The sequence below is a fragment of the Parafrankia sp. EUN1f genome, assembly GCF_000177675.1.
GTDB lineage: Bacteria > Actinomycetota > Actinomycetes > Frankiales > Frankiaceae > Parafrankia.
This window is the reverse complement of sequence record NZ_ADGX01000107.1, coordinates 1-14,401: the sequence shown is the minus strand read 5'-3', so window position 1 is coordinate 14,401 and position 14,401 is coordinate 1. Positions and strand designations below refer to the sequence as shown.

Below are 14,401 nucleotides of genomic sequence, written 5' to 3'. Positions count from 1 at the left end.
GCCTCAGCGGGTGGTGCCACGGCCGGGGGTGGTACGGGTGACCGAGGGCGTCGCCACGGTGGCGGCCTTCGCCGTCCTGGCGGACGTCGTCGCGGCCTCCAACGTCGTCGCGGTCGCGGTCTGCGGCTGGGCCGCCGCGGCGGCGGCCGCGTCCGCCAGCTCCCGCAGCTTCCCGGCGTCCAGCCCACCGCCCTTGATCAGCTGCAGCAGCAGCGCCGACACCGTGAGGTTCTGGACGTCACCGGAGCCCAGCGAACCGAGCACCCTGGTCAGATCCGCGGTGAAGTCGGCGGAGCCGTCCAGCCACCGGCCCGCCAGGCCCCCGACGACGTCGGAGTGCTCGACGAAGCCGTCCACGGCCCGGCCCATGGTGATCGAGCTCAGCAGCCGGTCGAAGAACATGCTCTCGCCGCCGACGATGTCGATGTCGGCGCTCTCCAGACCGGCCGCCAGCACCGTGGCCTGGGACTCGGCGATCCGACGCTGGATGTCGAGGCCGGCGAGCCGGATCTCCTTCTCGGCTTCCAGCCGCAGTCGGTACTCCTCGTGGCCTCGGCTCGCCTCGTCCAGCGCCGCCATCGCCGTCGCCTTCTCGGTGAGGCCGTCGGCCTCACCCCGCAGCCGCTCCCGGATCGCCGCCGCGGCGACCAGTGCCTTCTCGCGGTCGACCACGGCCTCGGCCCGGCCGACCTTCTCGATCGCCTCCGCCTCCCGTTCCCGCACCACGGCCGCGGCGAGCCCCTTGGCGGCGGCCTCGGCCTGGATGCCCTGGGCCAGCTGGATCTTGGCGCGGGTGTCCAGATCCGCGGATCGCTGGCGGGCCTCGGCGAGGATCACCGCCTCCTGCGCCTTGTGCACGGCAGCCTGCTCGGCGGCCTCGGCCGCCTTGATGTCCTTGACAAGAGCCTGCTGGGCCTCGGCTTCCGCTTCGATCACCAGGGCCTGCCTCAGGCGCTCGGCATCTTCCACGGCCCGCAGCCGCTTGATGTTCTCCTCCTGCTCGGCGACCGTCAGATCCACCGCGATCCGGTCACGGACCACCTCGGCGACCGCCTGCTTCTGCACCTCCAGCTCCTTGTCCATCGCGGCCTGGGACAGCGCGATCTCCCGCTCGCGGGCGACGACCTCGAGCTGGCGGTCCTTCTCGATCCGCTCGGTCTCGATGGCGATGACCCGCTGCCGGTTCTTCTCGGCGACGGCGATCTCCCGGGCCTGGTTCTCCTTCTGGATGCCGAGCAGTTCGTCGGCGCGCAGTGCCGCGGAGGTGGCCTTCAGGCGCTCCTCGGCCTGCACCCGGGCAGTCTCGGCTTCTTCCCGGGCCCGCGCGGTCGCGATCTCCTGCTGCTGCTTCGTCTCGGCGTCGGCCTGCCGCCTTTCGAGCTCGAGAATCGTCTCCCGCGCCTCGACATCCTGGCGGGTGACCTCCTTCTCCTCCTGGCGCTGATAGTCGTTGGTGCGGACATGCTCGATCGCCGTCAGCTCAGTGATCTTCCGGATGCCCTGGGCGTCAAGGATGTTGGCCGGGTCGAGCTGGGTCATCGGGGTCTGCTCGAGGAAGTCGATGGCGGCGTCCTCCAGGACGTAGCCGTTCAGGTCGGTGCCGATGACCTCGATGATCTCGTCGCGGAATTCCTTGCGCTTCGTGTAGAGGTCGACGAAGTCGAACTTCTTGCCGACTGTCTTCAGCGCCTCCGAGAACTTGGCGATGAAGAGCTCCTGCAGGGTCGCCTGGTCACTGGCCCGAGCGGTGCCGATCGCCTGCGCCACCTTGATGACATCCTCGACCGTCTTGTTGACCCGGACGAAGAAGGTGATGCGGATGTCGGCTCGGATGTTGTCCTGGCAGATCAGCCCCTCCCGGCCGGTCCGCCGGATCTCGATCGTCTTCACGGAGATATCCATCACCTCCGCCTTGTTGATGATCGGCAGGACGATCGCTCCGGTGAACGTGACGTCCACCTTCTTGGAACGCGATACGATCAGCGCTTTTCCCTGCTCCACCTGCCGGGACAGGCGACTGACCGCGACAACGGCGCCCAGCGCGGCAAGAATTACCACACCGAAGAACACGCCCAGGAGGATGGTGATAAGACTCATGCGCTTTCCTACGCTCTCAGTCTGCGATGGGGCGGTCCCGGTCCAGTTCGCGGATGAAGTCCAGCGGACTCACCCAGAAGATCTCGCGGGCGGCGTCATAGCCGTAGATCACGGCGGAGCTGCCGGCCCGCAGCAGCGGGTTGTTCTCGGGATGTCGCACCTGGATCAGCACGGACGAGCCGTCGTCGGCCCTGACCTCCGCCTGGCCGAACTCAGGCCCCACCCGGCCGGTGTGGATGACGCACAGCCGCCCCAGCAGCTCGGAGCGGGAAGTTGCCGCCCCACGCCGCCGTCGCAGCAGCCGGCGCAGCGGGAAGAGCAGCAGGCGGACGAGGAGCCAGGCACCGACCAGCGCCACCGCGACCGCCACCACGGCCAGCGCGACGTGGAATGACGCGTCAAGCTCGATGTGGTCAAGCACTGCCGCATCCCGTGGATTGACAGCGGAGAACACGACGATCAGCGGTGGCGTTGATCCGCGTTTTCCATGGTGAAGTACACGTACCCGTGGCCGTCCATCCGGGTGGTGTTCTCGGCGAACACGCGGACGATTTTCGGGTGACCTGTCGTGGACAACTACATTACCTCCCCCGGCGCGTGCCGCACCTGCTCGGCGGGCATTCCCTCCCGCCGGAACGCCCACGTTGGCAAACCTAGAACGACCAGACCATTCGCCGGTAGTGGAGCGCTACACCCTCGGCGGGCTCGGCTACGACACGGGAAGGTCCGGCCAGCCGGCCTGCCACCGCCGGCGCGGGGTACCCGGGCCCAGACGACGAAGGGCCCCGCCCGGGCGAAGGCACATCGCCCTACCCGGTGGGGCCCTCAAGGCTCACTGATGCGGCGGCTACCTCACGGTGTCGTCCGCAGGGTCACGTCCAGAGCCGATTCGATGGCGGAGATCCGGGTTGTCCAGCAGTCGTAGCCACCGAAAAGGTACAGCGGGTTCCCGAACAGGTCGACCGTTCCCGCATTGATCATTCCGTTCGCGATCGCACTCGAGGCCCCGGATTTCTGGTAGACGACGCCTCCGGAGTCCCCGTGATCGCAGATCGGGTCTCCCGGCAGGCTGAAGCGGAAGAGCCGGATGAAGTTCCAGCAGCCCTCGAGATAGCACTGGTAGTACGTGGTCGAGCTGACCCAGGCCCCGCAGTCGGAGAGCGTCGTCCTGCCGCCCAGGCACGCGTACTCATTGAGGGTGAGGTCGTGTTTGCCGACGACAGTCCTCACCGCCGGGAACCCAGGTGTCACATGAATTGTGTTCGTGTAGGACTGGCCGGCGGCGTACAACAGCTCGGCGTCGGCCGCAGGAAGGCCGTTGCGCACGACCGTTCCCACGATGTTCGCCCCGGAGTTCCAGGTTCCCTCTCCGCAGTGCCCGGCCGTCGCGGCCACCGGCGTTCCGTCGGTGTTGCGCACATAGGAGAAGTTCGAGGAGCAGCCGCCGGCCGGCGTCTCGATCGCCGCGTCGCCGAAGTGGGGTGAGGAGTCGCCCGTCCGCGCCCCCTGGAACGGAGCCGTTCTGCCCTGGCGAACCCTGGTGGTGTCACCGAGAGCCCGCCGCACTCTGGCCGGCTCGGGTGGGCTCGCGGTCACCAGGTCGATCGTCGCCGTCGCGGCGTCGATCGTGAATCCGTAGGAGCCCCTGATCCCGAGCGTGTTGGCCACAAGCCGCTTCACGGCCTCGTCGAGAGGCCCACGTGGATGGCAGCTCGCCCGGACCTGCGGGTGTATCGCCGGCGCCACCCTGGCCAGATCCGCCTCGAGTCGCGCCATGTAGTCACGTGAGGTGCCGCCTGAGTCGATCACGACGAGGATCCGCTTCCGGTCGTGATCCGGCACCGCTCCGAGGACCCTGGCCCCTTCCCGACCGAGGCGGCTGTTCAGCGCCCTCACAGCCTCCTGGCCCTTTTCTCCCGCCAGCCATTCCTCACCCTTCAGGTATCCGGCCCCGAGACGGGGTGACCCCACGAGCGCGGAGTTGTCCGGGCGGGCGCAGAGCGGATCCCCCACCCGTGATCCGGGATCGGCGGTGGCGGCGCCGCCCGATCCCGAGCCGAGTAGGGCGAAGGCCAGCGCCACCGACAACCCTAACGCGGCTAAACGAGCTCCAACTCCAGATCCAGGCAAGTTCCTCCCCCATTCACGACACGACAGAGCGCATTCATTGACGCAGAATCCGAGGCGCGACCATACCATGATCGACAGCTATGGCGCCCGTAGTGGACTGGACTTTCCTGGCCGGCTCCGGGAAGCCCGACCGAATCAGTAGCACGAATTCACACCGAAAGTTCTGGGCATTCTCAGCGCGAGCTCACACCGTCAGTTTTTCGTCAGTTTTTCCATGTGGCGATTCGCGCTGACGCCGGCCGCCCGAGCCGTCCCGTGCCGCCTCCCGCCAGCGCCGCGGCAAGCCTCCCCGACTGGTCGGCAGCCTGTCGCCGTCCCGCCCGTCGCCGTCTCGCTTGTCAGTCCAGCGCGGCTGGTGGCTGAACGTGGCCGGCGACCTCACCGAACGACAGGGTCTCGCCGTGGTGGCCCGGGGCGACGGCGGTGATGGTGACATGGTCACCGTCCTGCAGGAACACGCGGACGGATCCGTCCGGCAGCTCCAGCGGTTCCCGGCCGCCCCACGACAGCTCGATGAACGACCCACGCTGATCCCGGGCCGGGCCGGAGACCGTTCCGGAGGCGAACAGGTCGCCCGTTCGCAGCGAGGCGCCGTTGACCGTCAGATGCGCCAGCTGCTGGGCCGGCGTCCAGTACATGAGCCTGAAAGGCGGGCGGCTGACCAGGTGCCCGTTCAGCCGTACCTCCAGCCGGATGTCCAGGCCCCACGGCGCCGCCTCGGCGTCGTCGAGATAGGGCAGCGGCGTCACGTCCCGGCGCGGCGGCCGGACCCGGGCCGCCTCCAGCGCCGCGAGCGGCACCACCCACGGGGAGACCGAGGTGAGGAAGGACTTCCCCAGGAAGGGGCCGAGCGGCACGTACTCCCAGGCCTGCAGGTCACGCGCCGACCAGTCGTTGAGAAGACACACGCCGAACACGTGCCGGGGCAGGTCCGCCAGCGCCACCGGCCGCCCCGCCGGGGACGGGGCCCCCACGACGAACCCGATCTCCGCCTCGATGTCCAGCCGTTGCGACGGCCCGAAGTCGGGTCTGTCGTCCGCCGGGCCTCTGCGCTGGCCGCGGGGCCGGGTCACCGGCGTGCCCGAGACCACCACGGTCCCCGCGCGCCCGTGGTACCCGAGGGGCATGTGCAGCCAGTTGGGTGTCAGCGGCACACCGCCCGGGCGGAGGATCCGGCCGAGGTTCTCCGCGTGGTCCCGCGAGCTGTAGAAGTCGACGTAGTCCGCGATCTCGACCGGCAGGTGGAGGCGCGCCTCGTCGCGGGGCACGAGGTGTGGTTCGACGCGGGGGCGGTGGCGCTCGCCGGTCAGCCAGGCGACCAGATCGGCGCGCAGCGCCCGCCACCGCCGCGGCCCCTGGGCCATGAAGGCGTTCAGCGAACCGGTGCTGTGCACCGGATCGCCGGTGACACCGGTGAGATCGAGAATCTGGTCACCGATCGCGACGCCGCTGCGCGGCCTGTCGTCGCGGCCGGTGGAGAACACGCCGTACGGCAGGTTCTCCAGGCCGAACCCGCTGCCGGCAGGGATCTCCAGCCAGCTCGTGGCGAGTGGGCGCACGCTCATCCGGCGCCCGGAAAGGCCGTGGCCGGGCCCGCGCTCGTCGCGCCTTCCGCCCCCGCCCAGGTCCAGGCGTAGCCCGGGTCGTCGACGGCCAGCGCCCCCTCCCCCAGGCCGAGCGGACGGAACGTGTCCACCATGATCGCGAGCTCGTCGAAGAACTCGGCGCCGAGAGAACGCTCGACGGCGCCGGGCTGCGGACCGTGGGTGTGGCCGCCGGGATGCAGCGAGACCGAGCCGCGGCCGATCCCCGACCCCCGACGGGCCTCGTAGTCCCCGGCGACGTAGAACATCACCTCGTCCGAGTCGACGTTGGAGTGGTAGTACGGCACGGGGACCGACCGCGGGTGGTAGTCGACCTTGCGCGGCACGAAGGCGCAGATCACGAAGTCCCGGCCGGCGAAGACCTGGTGCACCGGCGGTGGCTGGTGCACCCGCCCGGTGATCGGTTCGAAGTCGGCGACGTTGAAGGCGTACGGGTACAGGCATCCGTCCCAGCCGACGACGTCGAAGGGGTGCTCGGGGAACACGTGCACCGTGCCCGCCAGCCCCTCCGGCCCGCCGGCCCGGTGGCGGACGTGGACCTCGACGTCCGTGCCGTCGGCGAGCATCGGTTCGGCCGGCGCCCGCAGGTCCCGCTCGCAGTACGGCGCCTGCTCCAGGAACTGGCCGTACCGGGTGAGGTACCGGCTCGGCGGCGCGATGTGGCTGGACGCATCGACCACGTACAGGCGCAGCGGATCCGGCCCGGTGGGCAGCCACCGGTGGATCACGCCGCGGGGCAGCACGACGAGGTCGCCGTGCCCCACCTCCAGGGCGCCGAACGACGTCTCCACCGTGGCGCCGCCGCCCTCGACGAAGGCGCACTCGTCCCCCACCGCGTCGCGGTAGTAGGGCGACGGCAGCGCGGCCACCACATACGAGATGCGGACGTCGCCGTTCCCCAGCAGCAGCCGCCGCCCGGTGACCGCGTCGACCGCCTTGTGCTCCTCGCCGGGGAAGAGCTCCGGCAGCCTCAGGTGCCGGGGCCGCAGCGGGCTGTTCGCGACCAGTGCCTGGTTCGGCAGCTCCCACGCTCGGGCGCCGGCGATCGCCGACGGGACGAAGCGGTGGTAGAGCAGCGACGAGTCGGCCGAGAACCCCTCCGTGCCGACGAGCTCCTCGCGGTACAGGCCTCCGTCGGGCCGGCGGAACTGGGTGTGCCGCTTCGGCGGGACGTCGCCCACCTGCCGGTAATAGGCCATCTGGGCACCTTCCTGCCTCATCGCCGCCGGTCATCCCTGCCAGTCGCCGGTCCCGGCTTTCCGTCAGAAGTTTCCGCGCTTCTCCTGCTCGCGTTCGATCGCCTCGAACAGCGCCTGGAAATTACCCTTTCCGAACCCGAGCGACCCGTGCCGCTCGATCAGCTCGAAGAAGACCGTCGGGCGGTCCACGGGTGGTTTCGTGAAGATCTGCAGGAGGTAGCCGTCCTCGTCCCGGTCGACCAGAATCCCCCGGCGGGAAAGCTCCTCGACGGGCACCCGGACCGAGCCGATGCGGGCTCGCAGCCGCGGGTCCTCGTAGTAGGAGGCCGGCGTCGGCAGAAATTCCACCCCTTCGGCGACCATCGCGTCATAGGTGGCGATGATGTCGTCCGTCGCCAGCGCCACATGCTGGGCACCGGGGCCGCCGTAGAACTCCAGGAACTCGTCGATCTGCGATTTCCGCCGCCCGGCCGCCGGCTCGTTGAGCGGGAACTTCACCCGGTGGTTTCCGCTGGCGACGACCTTGCTCATCAGCGCCGAGTACTCGGTGGCGATGTCGCCGCCGATGAACTCGGCCAGGTTCGTGAAGCCCATGACCCGGTTGTAGAACTCGACCCATCGGTCCATCCGGCCGAGCTCCACGTTGCCGACGACGTGGTCGACGGCCTGGAACAGCCGTTCCGGCGCGCCCGGGCGCCGGCGCACCGTCGAGGCCCGCGGCTCGTAGCCCGGCAGGTAGACGCCCTGGTAGCGCGAGCGGTCCACCAGCGTGTGCACGGTGTCCCCGTACGCCGCGATCGTGGCCATCCGCACGAGACCATGCTCGTCCCGGACGTCGTGCGGCTGCGCGACGACGGTCGCGCCCTGCGCCGCGGCGTGGCCGACGCACCGGTCGACATCCGGCACCTCGAGGGAGATGTCGACGATTCCGTCACCATGCCGCCGATGGTGCTCGACCAGCGGGCTGGCCGGGTCGTATGCGCCCTTGACCACGAAACGGGCCGCCCCGGACCGCAGCACATAGGCACGATGGTCGCGATTTCCGTTCTCCGGCCCCGAATAGGCCACCAGCTCCATCCCGAACGCCGACTGGAAGTAGTGCGCGGCCTGCACCGCGTTGCCGACGACCCAGATCAGCCCATCCCACCCGGAAACGGGGAAAGGGTCCGCGGACGAGTCGTACTCCACCAGACCAACCAGCCGCCCCAACTGCTCCACACTCAGATCAGCCAGGCGTTCCAGGTCATTAACAGCCTGATCGGATGGCATGTCGCCCCCTCACCATCGCGCTCCCCCGACAGGCCATCACGCCTCAGACGGGTTTTCAAGCGCCTCCCCCCGAGGCACCGCACGAGAAGGGCTCAGCCGATGTTCTTCAGGGCCTCGCGGCGTGAGAGAGGTGACAGGGCGTCCCCGCGGGCCGTGACGAAGCGGCGGACCTCGGTCGGGTTCGTCCAGGCATACTGGCGCAGCGCCCATCCGATGGCCTTGCGGATGAAGAAGTCACGGTCGTCGAGGTTGGCGTCGATGCAGGCGTACAGCAGGTCCAGGTCGGTCGCGGCCTTGAAGGACAGCTGGCAGATGATCGACGTCCGGCGCCGCCACAGGTCGCCGTCACGGCTCCACCGCAGCATCACGGGGCGGATCGCGGCGGGGTCCGCGGCGAGCAGCGGGCCGACCCGGCGGGAGGCGATCTCGTCGACGTAGTCCCACCAGGCACCGGTAGTGATCATTTCTTCGTAGAGGTCCAGCGTGTCCACGCGCTGGTAGGCGCGATAGGCACGGTGACCGGTCAGGTCGATCGCCGCATACCGCTCCTCGCGGTACTCCGCCTCCCGCCACAGCGCCTGGACGGTCGCCCTCCAGCTGGACTGGCTGGGCAGGGTCCGCTCGGCCAGGACGGGACGCAGCGCCCGTTCCCGGACGGGCTTCGGTACGCCGCGGAAGAGCATGTCCGACTTCATGTACGCCTGCATGGCCGGCGCCCTCGCCGGGTCGGCGGCGCCGGCGAGCGCCGCTCGCACCGCCGCGACCAGCTGACCGTCGGCCATCTCCGCACCCGTCTCGTTACGCGCCACGGTTGACATGCTGCCCGCCCCCACGGTGCGGCACGGCACGGCATCGCACTGCCCGGTCGGCGGGTGTCCGGTCCCCGACATCGGGCTCGCCAATGCCCACTACTTGACGATGCCGAGTACCAGGCTTAGCTTGCATCCATGGCGCCGACACATGATCCCCAACTTCTCAAGGGCGTCCTGTCACTGCTGTTGCTTCGGCTGCTCGCCGAGCATGAGTCGTACGGCTACGAGGTCGTTCAGCGGCTGCGGCAGCTCGGCCTGACGGACATCACCGAGGGCAGCGTGTATCCGGCGCTGGCCCGCCTGGAACGCGAGGGCCGGGTGGAGGCGCGGCTGGTCGCGTCCCGATCCGGCCCGGCCCGCAAGTACTACCGGCCGACCGCGGCCGGCACCGAGGCCCTGGCGGAAGGCACCGCGAGCTGGCTGTCACTGGCCGCGGTGGTCCATCCCACGCTCGTCCGCCCCCTCCCCGACCCACCCACCTCGACGGAGGACATCTGACATGGCCACATCACGGGGAACTCTCGACCGGCTGCGTGTCGAACGCGCCGTGTGGACGTTCGACGCCCGCCTGCAGGACCTGCCACGCAGATCCCGGATCGCCAAGCGGCGGGAGCTGCGCGACAACCTGTGGGCCGCCGCCGAGGATGTCGGCGCCCGGCAGGCCGTGCGTCAGCTCGGTGATCTGCGGGTCCTCGCGGCCGGCTATCTCTCCGCCGAATACGGCGAACTCACCCGGCGGCCGTCCTGGGGAGCCGCGGCGCTCACCATCTTCCTCGTCGAGGCGGTGATGACACTGCTAGCGCACGTCGGAAGAGTCGCCTTCGACGCCGGGATCACCGCGACCGACCCGCAGGCCACCGGCACCTTTCGCTGGAACGGGGTCCCCTACCTGATCAGCGACGAGACATTCACCTATCTCGACGGAACGCACACATCGGTTGGCGGAGCCTGGACGCCGCTGGTCTACGTGCTCATGCTCGGCGGAGCATTCGTCACCGGGCGCCTGTGGCGGCTGACAATCGCCTGGCGGCGGTACCAGACCCGACCGGTTGTCACTGATGATCAGAAGACCGGCGGTCAGGCGTGAGGCCCGGGCCGACGGGGGCGGCGCACCTGAGAACCGCCTCGCCGTATCGCCGCATCAGCACGATTCTCCCGGCCGTGGCGGTCTTCGTGATCGCTGTTGTCATCTCGCCGCTGCTCGCGGGCACCGCACCAGCGCTGGCCGGCACCGCACCAGCGCTGGCCGGCACCGCGACGCAGGGGGTTTCGACGCGGCGGGTTTCCGAGCCGGCTACATCGTCGAGGATCAGCCCCGATCTGCGCACACTGCTGAGCGACGTCACCGCCGCGGGCGTTCCCGGTGTCGTGGTCCGGGTGCAGGAGCACGACCGGATCCGCCAGGTCACCGCAGGCGTCACCGACCTGGCCACCGGTGCGCCTTTGCGACCGCAGGCCAAGGTGCGGATCGGCAGCATCACGAAGACGTTCGTCGCCACCGTGGCGCTCCAACTCGTCGGCGAGGGGCGCCTCACCCTCGACCGGCCCGTGGAACGCTGGCTACCGGGCCTGCTGCGCGACGGGAACAGGATCACCGTTCGGCAGTTGCTCAACCACACCAGCGGCCTGTTCGACTACACCGCCGACCCGAAACTGCTGGCCGGCATCACCGCGAACCGGGTCTTCGCCCCGGCGGAACTCGTGGCCATCGCCGAAACCCACCCGGGCTCCTTCGCACCCGGTACCGCCTGGGCTTACTCCAACACCAACTACATCGTCGCCGGCCTGCTCATCCAGTCGGTCACCCATCATTCACTCGGCGAGGAGCTCCACCGCCGGATCTTCCGGCCCCTGGGCCTGGCGGACACCTCATTTCCCACCGCCAGCGGGAACATACCCGGCTATCACGCCCACGGATACGTCCCGCCGGAATTCGTTCCCACGGCCGACGGCAGACCGTTCGACGTGACTGCGCTCAATCCGTCGCATGCCTGGGCAGCCGGCGCCATCGTCTCCACCGTCAAGGACGTGTCCCGCTTCTACCAGGCGCTGATGGGCGGCGAACTGCTCAGCGCCCGGATGCTCCAGCAGATGAAGAGCACCACCGTTGAGGACGCCGCCGACCCGGGCTTGCGCTATGGCCTCGGGATCGAACGGGTCTCCGACCGCTGCGGAGTGAACTGGGGCCACGGCGGCGCCATCTTCGGATACCAGGCAATGGCGTTCTGGAACGAGGACACCTCCCGTACGGTCACGATGGCCAGCACCATCTATCCCGCCCCACCGACCGCCGCGGCCGCACTCACAACGGCGGCCGATCAGGCCCTGTGCGGGACACCGCGCTCCTGACCGTGGAAGGGCCGGGGTCAGTTTCCGACGCCCAGGGAGGGCATGAGGGCGCTGGGGTACCGGTCGCCGCGGGCCGAGCCGGCCGGTACGGCCCTCTCGATTTCGGCGAGGTCGTCCGCGGTGAGCTTCAGGTCGAGGGCGGGCAGGGCCTCGGCCAGCCGCTCGCGGGTCCGGGCGCCGACCAGGGGCACGATGTCGTCGCCCTGGGCCGCCACCCAGGCGATCGCCAGCTGGGCGACGGTGGCGCCCTTCGCCGTCGCGACCTCGCGCAGCGCCTCCACCAGGGTGAGGTTGTGCTCCACGTTCCCGGTGGAGAACCGCGGGCTGTGGGCGCGGAAGTCGCCGGCACCGGCGACCTGGCCTGCGCGCCAGTGCCCGGAGATCAGGCCCCGGCAGAGGACTCCGTACGCGGTCAGGCCGATGCCCAGCTCCCGCAGCGTGGGCAGGACCTCCGCCTCCACCGCCCGGGACACCAGCGAGTACTCGATCTGCAGGTCGGCGATCGGATGGACGGCGTGCGCGCGGCGGATCGTCTCGGCGTCGACCTCGGAGAGGCCCACCTGCCGCACGTAGCCGGCGTCGATCATCTCCTTGACGGCCCCCACGGTCTCCTCGATCGGGACCGCGGGGTCGAGGCGGGCCGGCCGGTAGATGTCGATGTGGTCGGTGCCGAGCCTGGCCAGCGAGTAGGCCAGGAAGTTCCGGACCGCGTCGGGACGGCCGTCCTGCCCGAGGAATCGGCCGTCCGGCCCGCGCAGCCCGCCGAACTTGACGCTCAGCACATAGCTGTCGCGGTCCCGGCCACGTAGTGCCTCCTCGAGCAGAAGCTCGTTGTGGCCCATTCCGTAGAAGTCTCCGGTGTCGATCAGGGTGATGCCGGCGTCCAGGGCCGCGTGCACCGTGGCGATGCTCTCCGAGCGGTCGGACGCCCCGTAGGCGCCCGACATGCCCATCGCGCCCAGGCCCAGCGCGGCCACGGACGGTCCGGTGCTACCGAGAGTTCGTGTCTGCACTGTGCTCTCCTTCGTTCTCGGTCGGCCGCGAGCTTTCGTCGACCGTCGACCGTCGACCGCGGCTTTCGCTCCTCTCCACCTTGCGGCTGCCCCGACAGATCCGGGAGAGGAGTGTTCATCGTGGGAGTGTCACTCCCTGGCTCGACTCGCCCATCACCGCCGCACAGTGCCAACGATTCACCGCCGATAGGGGCAAACAGGACAGGGAGTCACTTGACATCCCGCAAGAAGCGAGGATTTCGGTTGCTACAGCAGCCACAATCCTCATTTCTTGCTCGACAGCAGAAGTAGCGGTGACAGCCCGAAGATCGGGATCCTGCCGCAGGCTCCCACACTGGTACAGATCCTGCACTTGTCACAGCCTGCCAGGCGGGGCTGTTGCCATCGGCGCCACCGCGACTGTCGGGAGGCGAGTAGCCCGCCCCGTTCCGGGAGCGATGTGGTGGCAGCCGGCACCGCGTTTGCTGTTTATCAACAGCAAACCGCCAGGGCCGAGCATCGGGAGCTGATGCGCACATTCACGGCTCGTTGTCGGCCGACTATCGGCTCCGCGATAGGTCCACAACCCGATTCCCGAACGGCGCCTCTTCGGCAGCGAAGCCGCGAGGATGTAACGACGGAAACGGTGCCCTGCACCGATGCTGACTCGGCCGTCCGGAGGCGTTGTGGACGTACGTGAGAACGCCCCGGCGTCCGGTTCGACGGGGCGGAACGCCAACGGGAATTCTCCCGTCGACGCAGGTAGCACGCGCCGGCCGGGAATCACGCCGACGCCTGGCAGGAATGTCGGCCCTGTTGGCGGCGGCCCCATTGACGGCGGTGGCCCTGTCGGCGGCGGTGGCCCTGTCGGCGGCGGTGGCCCTGTCGGCGGTGGCCGTGTTGACGGCGGTGGCGCGACCCACCCTGGCACCAAACCACTGCTTGCCACCGATCCCCGTGTGCTGGGGCGGTACCGGCTGCTCGGCCGGCTCGGCGCAGGTGGGATGGGGACCGTATATCTGGCCACTCCCCGCGCCGGCCAGGCCGGCGCCACCGCCACCGTCGGCGGCGCCAGCGACGTCAAGGCCGCCGCAGGCAACGTGCCCGACCGTCTGGTGGCGCTGAAGGTGATCCGGGCGGAGTTCGCGCAGCTGCCCGAGTACCGGTCCCGCTTCCGGCGTGAGGCCGACCTCGCCCGCCGGGTCGCGCGGTTCTGCACCGCCGAGGTGCTCGACGTCGTCGACCCGCCCGACGGCGCGCCCTACCTGGTCACCGAGTACGTGGCAGGGCCGACGCTGCACCAGGCGGTCGCCGCGAACGGACCGCTCGCGTCGGGTGATCTCGAACGTGTCGCGGTGAGCGTCGCGGCCGCCCTGACTGCCATCCACGGCGCGGGCCTCGTGCATCGGGACCTCAAGCCGTCGAATGTGCTGCTGTCGTCGCTCGGCCCGCGGGTGATCGATTTCGGCGTGGCGCTGGCCGCCGACAGCACATCCCAGGTCGGCGAGAGAATGGTCGGGACGCCGGCCTTCATGGCACCGGAGCAGGTGACCGGCACGGAGGTCACCGGCGCCGCCGACGTGTTCGCCTGGGGCGGCCTGGTGCTTTTCGCGGGGACCGGTCGCCTGCCGTTCGGGGACGGACCCTCGCCGGCGCAGATGTTCCGGGTCATGCACAGCGATCCGAACGTGGCCGGCCTGGACCCGGCGCTCACCGAGGTCGTGCGGGACGCGATGCGCCGCGACCCGCGCCGCCGCCCGAGTGCCGACGAGCTGCTGAGCCGCCTGGTGCGGCTGGGCGCGGTGCCGGCTCCGGGCGGCGGCGGGCTGATGCCGTCCCCGGCGGTGGCGGCGGCGGCCCGCGACAGCGCCTCCGACTGGCTCACCGACCTGGCCCTGGTCCCACCGGTAACGCCGGCCGCCGGCACGCCAGCGCCCGGCACGCCAGCG

12 protein-coding genes are annotated in these 14,401 nt (G+C 69.9%); 4 read left to right on the top strand and 8 right to left on the bottom strand.

Annotation, left to right across the window (positions count from 1 at the left end; all coding sequences use genetic code 11):
* Nucleotides 1-3 precede the first annotated feature (3 nt).
* The 7 genes from FREUN1FDRAFT_RS26435 to FREUN1FDRAFT_RS26405 all read right to left on the bottom strand — a co-directional run bounded on the left by FREUN1FDRAFT_RS26435 (nucleotide 4) and on the right by FREUN1FDRAFT_RS26405 (nucleotide 9,081).
* Nucleotides 4-2,097, bottom strand: a complete 2,094-nt coding sequence (locus tag FREUN1FDRAFT_RS26435) for a hypothetical protein (RefSeq protein ID WP_006543329.1) — start codon at nucleotides 2,095-2,097, stop codon at nucleotides 4-6.
* A 16-nt stretch (nucleotides 2,098-2,113) separates the two neighbouring features.
* A complete protein-coding gene (locus FREUN1FDRAFT_RS26430) occupies nucleotides 2,114-2,518 on the bottom strand; it encodes an OB-fold-containig protein (RefSeq protein ID WP_006543328.1) in 405 nt (134 codons plus the stop codon).
* A gap of 431 nt (nucleotides 2,519-2,949) precedes the next feature.
* Nucleotides 2,950-4,179 (bottom strand): hypothetical protein, encoded by a 1,230-nt coding sequence (locus FREUN1FDRAFT_RS26425; protein ID WP_006543326.1) that lies wholly within the window; start codon nucleotides 4,177-4,179, stop codon nucleotides 2,950-2,952.
* A 386-nt stretch (nucleotides 4,180-4,565) separates the two neighbouring features.
* A complete protein-coding gene (gene fahA, locus FREUN1FDRAFT_RS26420) occupies nucleotides 4,566-5,792 on the bottom strand; it encodes a fumarylacetoacetase (RefSeq protein ID WP_006543325.1) in 1,227 nt (408 codons plus the stop codon).
* Nucleotides 5,789-7,030 (bottom strand): homogentisate 1,2-dioxygenase, encoded by a 1,242-nt coding sequence (locus FREUN1FDRAFT_RS26415; RefSeq protein ID WP_006543324.1) that lies wholly within the window; start codon nucleotides 7,028-7,030, stop codon nucleotides 5,789-5,791. Before FREUN1FDRAFT_RS26415 ends, fahA begins: the two co-directional genes overlap by 4 nt.
* A 63-nt stretch (nucleotides 7,031-7,093) precedes the next feature.
* Nucleotides 7,094-8,299 (bottom strand): 4-hydroxyphenylpyruvate dioxygenase, encoded by a 1,206-nt coding sequence (gene hppD / locus FREUN1FDRAFT_RS26410; RefSeq protein ID WP_006543323.1) that lies wholly within the window; start codon nucleotides 8,297-8,299, stop codon nucleotides 7,094-7,096.
* A 92-nt stretch (nucleotides 8,300-8,391) separates the two neighbouring features.
* On the bottom strand, nucleotides 8,392-9,081 hold the full coding sequence (locus tag FREUN1FDRAFT_RS26405) for a DNA alkylation repair protein (RefSeq protein WP_035953587.1): 690 nt from the start codon (nucleotides 9,079-9,081) through the stop codon (nucleotides 8,392-8,394).
* A gap of 165 nt (nucleotides 9,082-9,246) precedes the next feature.
* On the opposite strand from FREUN1FDRAFT_RS26405, the gene FREUN1FDRAFT_RS26400 reads away from it, so the two are divergent.
* From FREUN1FDRAFT_RS26400 to FREUN1FDRAFT_RS26390, 3 genes are all read left to right on the top strand, one after another.
* Nucleotides 9,247-9,609 carry a PadR family transcriptional regulator gene (locus tag FREUN1FDRAFT_RS26400; RefSeq protein WP_006543321.1) on the top strand — a complete coding sequence of 121 codons (363 nt, stop codon included), beginning with the start codon at nucleotides 9,247-9,249 and terminating at the stop codon, nucleotides 9,607-9,609.
* 1 nt (nucleotide 9,610) lies between these two features.
* A complete protein-coding gene (locus tag FREUN1FDRAFT_RS26395; protein ID WP_006543320.1) occupies nucleotides 9,611-10,198 on the top strand; it encodes a hypothetical protein in 588 nt (195 codons plus the stop codon).
* Nucleotides 10,199-10,272: 74 nt separating this feature from the next.
* Nucleotides 10,273-11,460, top strand: a complete 1,188-nt coding sequence (locus FREUN1FDRAFT_RS26390; RefSeq protein WP_232295413.1) for a serine hydrolase — start codon at nucleotides 10,273-10,275, stop codon at nucleotides 11,458-11,460.
* A gap of 17 nt (nucleotides 11,461-11,477) precedes the next feature.
* Here FREUN1FDRAFT_RS26390 and FREUN1FDRAFT_RS26385 read toward each other — a convergent pair whose 3' ends face one another.
* Nucleotides 11,478-12,473, bottom strand: a complete 996-nt coding sequence (locus FREUN1FDRAFT_RS26385; protein WP_006543318.1) for an aldo/keto reductase — start codon at nucleotides 12,471-12,473, stop codon at nucleotides 11,478-11,480.
* A 983-nt stretch (nucleotides 12,474-13,456) separates the two neighbouring features.
* On the opposite strand from FREUN1FDRAFT_RS26385, the gene FREUN1FDRAFT_RS26380 reads away from it, so the two are divergent.
* Nucleotides 13,457-14,401: serine/threonine-protein kinase (locus FREUN1FDRAFT_RS26380; protein WP_198144499.1), on the top strand; the 945-nt coding region annotated here is incomplete at its 3' end.

What these genes read in the sequence shown, in the direction of transcription:
- FREUN1FDRAFT_RS26415 (WP_006543324.1), bottom strand. Translation starts at nt 7,030, where the DNA reads ATGGCCTATTACCGGCAGGTGGGCGACGTCCCGCCGAAGCGGCACACC.
- FREUN1FDRAFT_RS26435 (WP_006543329.1), bottom strand. Translation starts at nt 2,097, where the DNA reads ATGAGTCTTATCACCATCCTCCTGGGCGTGTTCTTCGGTGTGGTAATT.
- FREUN1FDRAFT_RS26405 (WP_035953587.1), bottom strand. Translation starts at nt 9,081, where the DNA reads ATGGCCGACGGTCAGCTGGTCGCGGCGGTGCGAGCGGCGCTCGCCGGC.
- FREUN1FDRAFT_RS26400 (WP_006543321.1), top strand. Translation starts at nt 9,247, where the DNA reads ATGGCGCCGACACATGATCCCCAACTTCTCAAGGGCGTCCTGTCACTG.
- hppD (WP_006543323.1), bottom strand. Translation starts at nt 8,299, where the DNA reads ATGCCATCCGATCAGGCTGTTAATGACCTGGAACGCCTGGCTGATCTG.
- FREUN1FDRAFT_RS26395 (WP_006543320.1), top strand. Translation starts at nt 9,611, where the DNA reads ATGGCCACATCACGGGGAACTCTCGACCGGCTGCGTGTCGAACGCGCC.
- fahA (WP_006543325.1), bottom strand. Translation starts at nt 5,792, where the DNA reads ATGAGCGTGCGCCCACTCGCCACGAGCTGGCTGGAGATCCCTGCCGGC.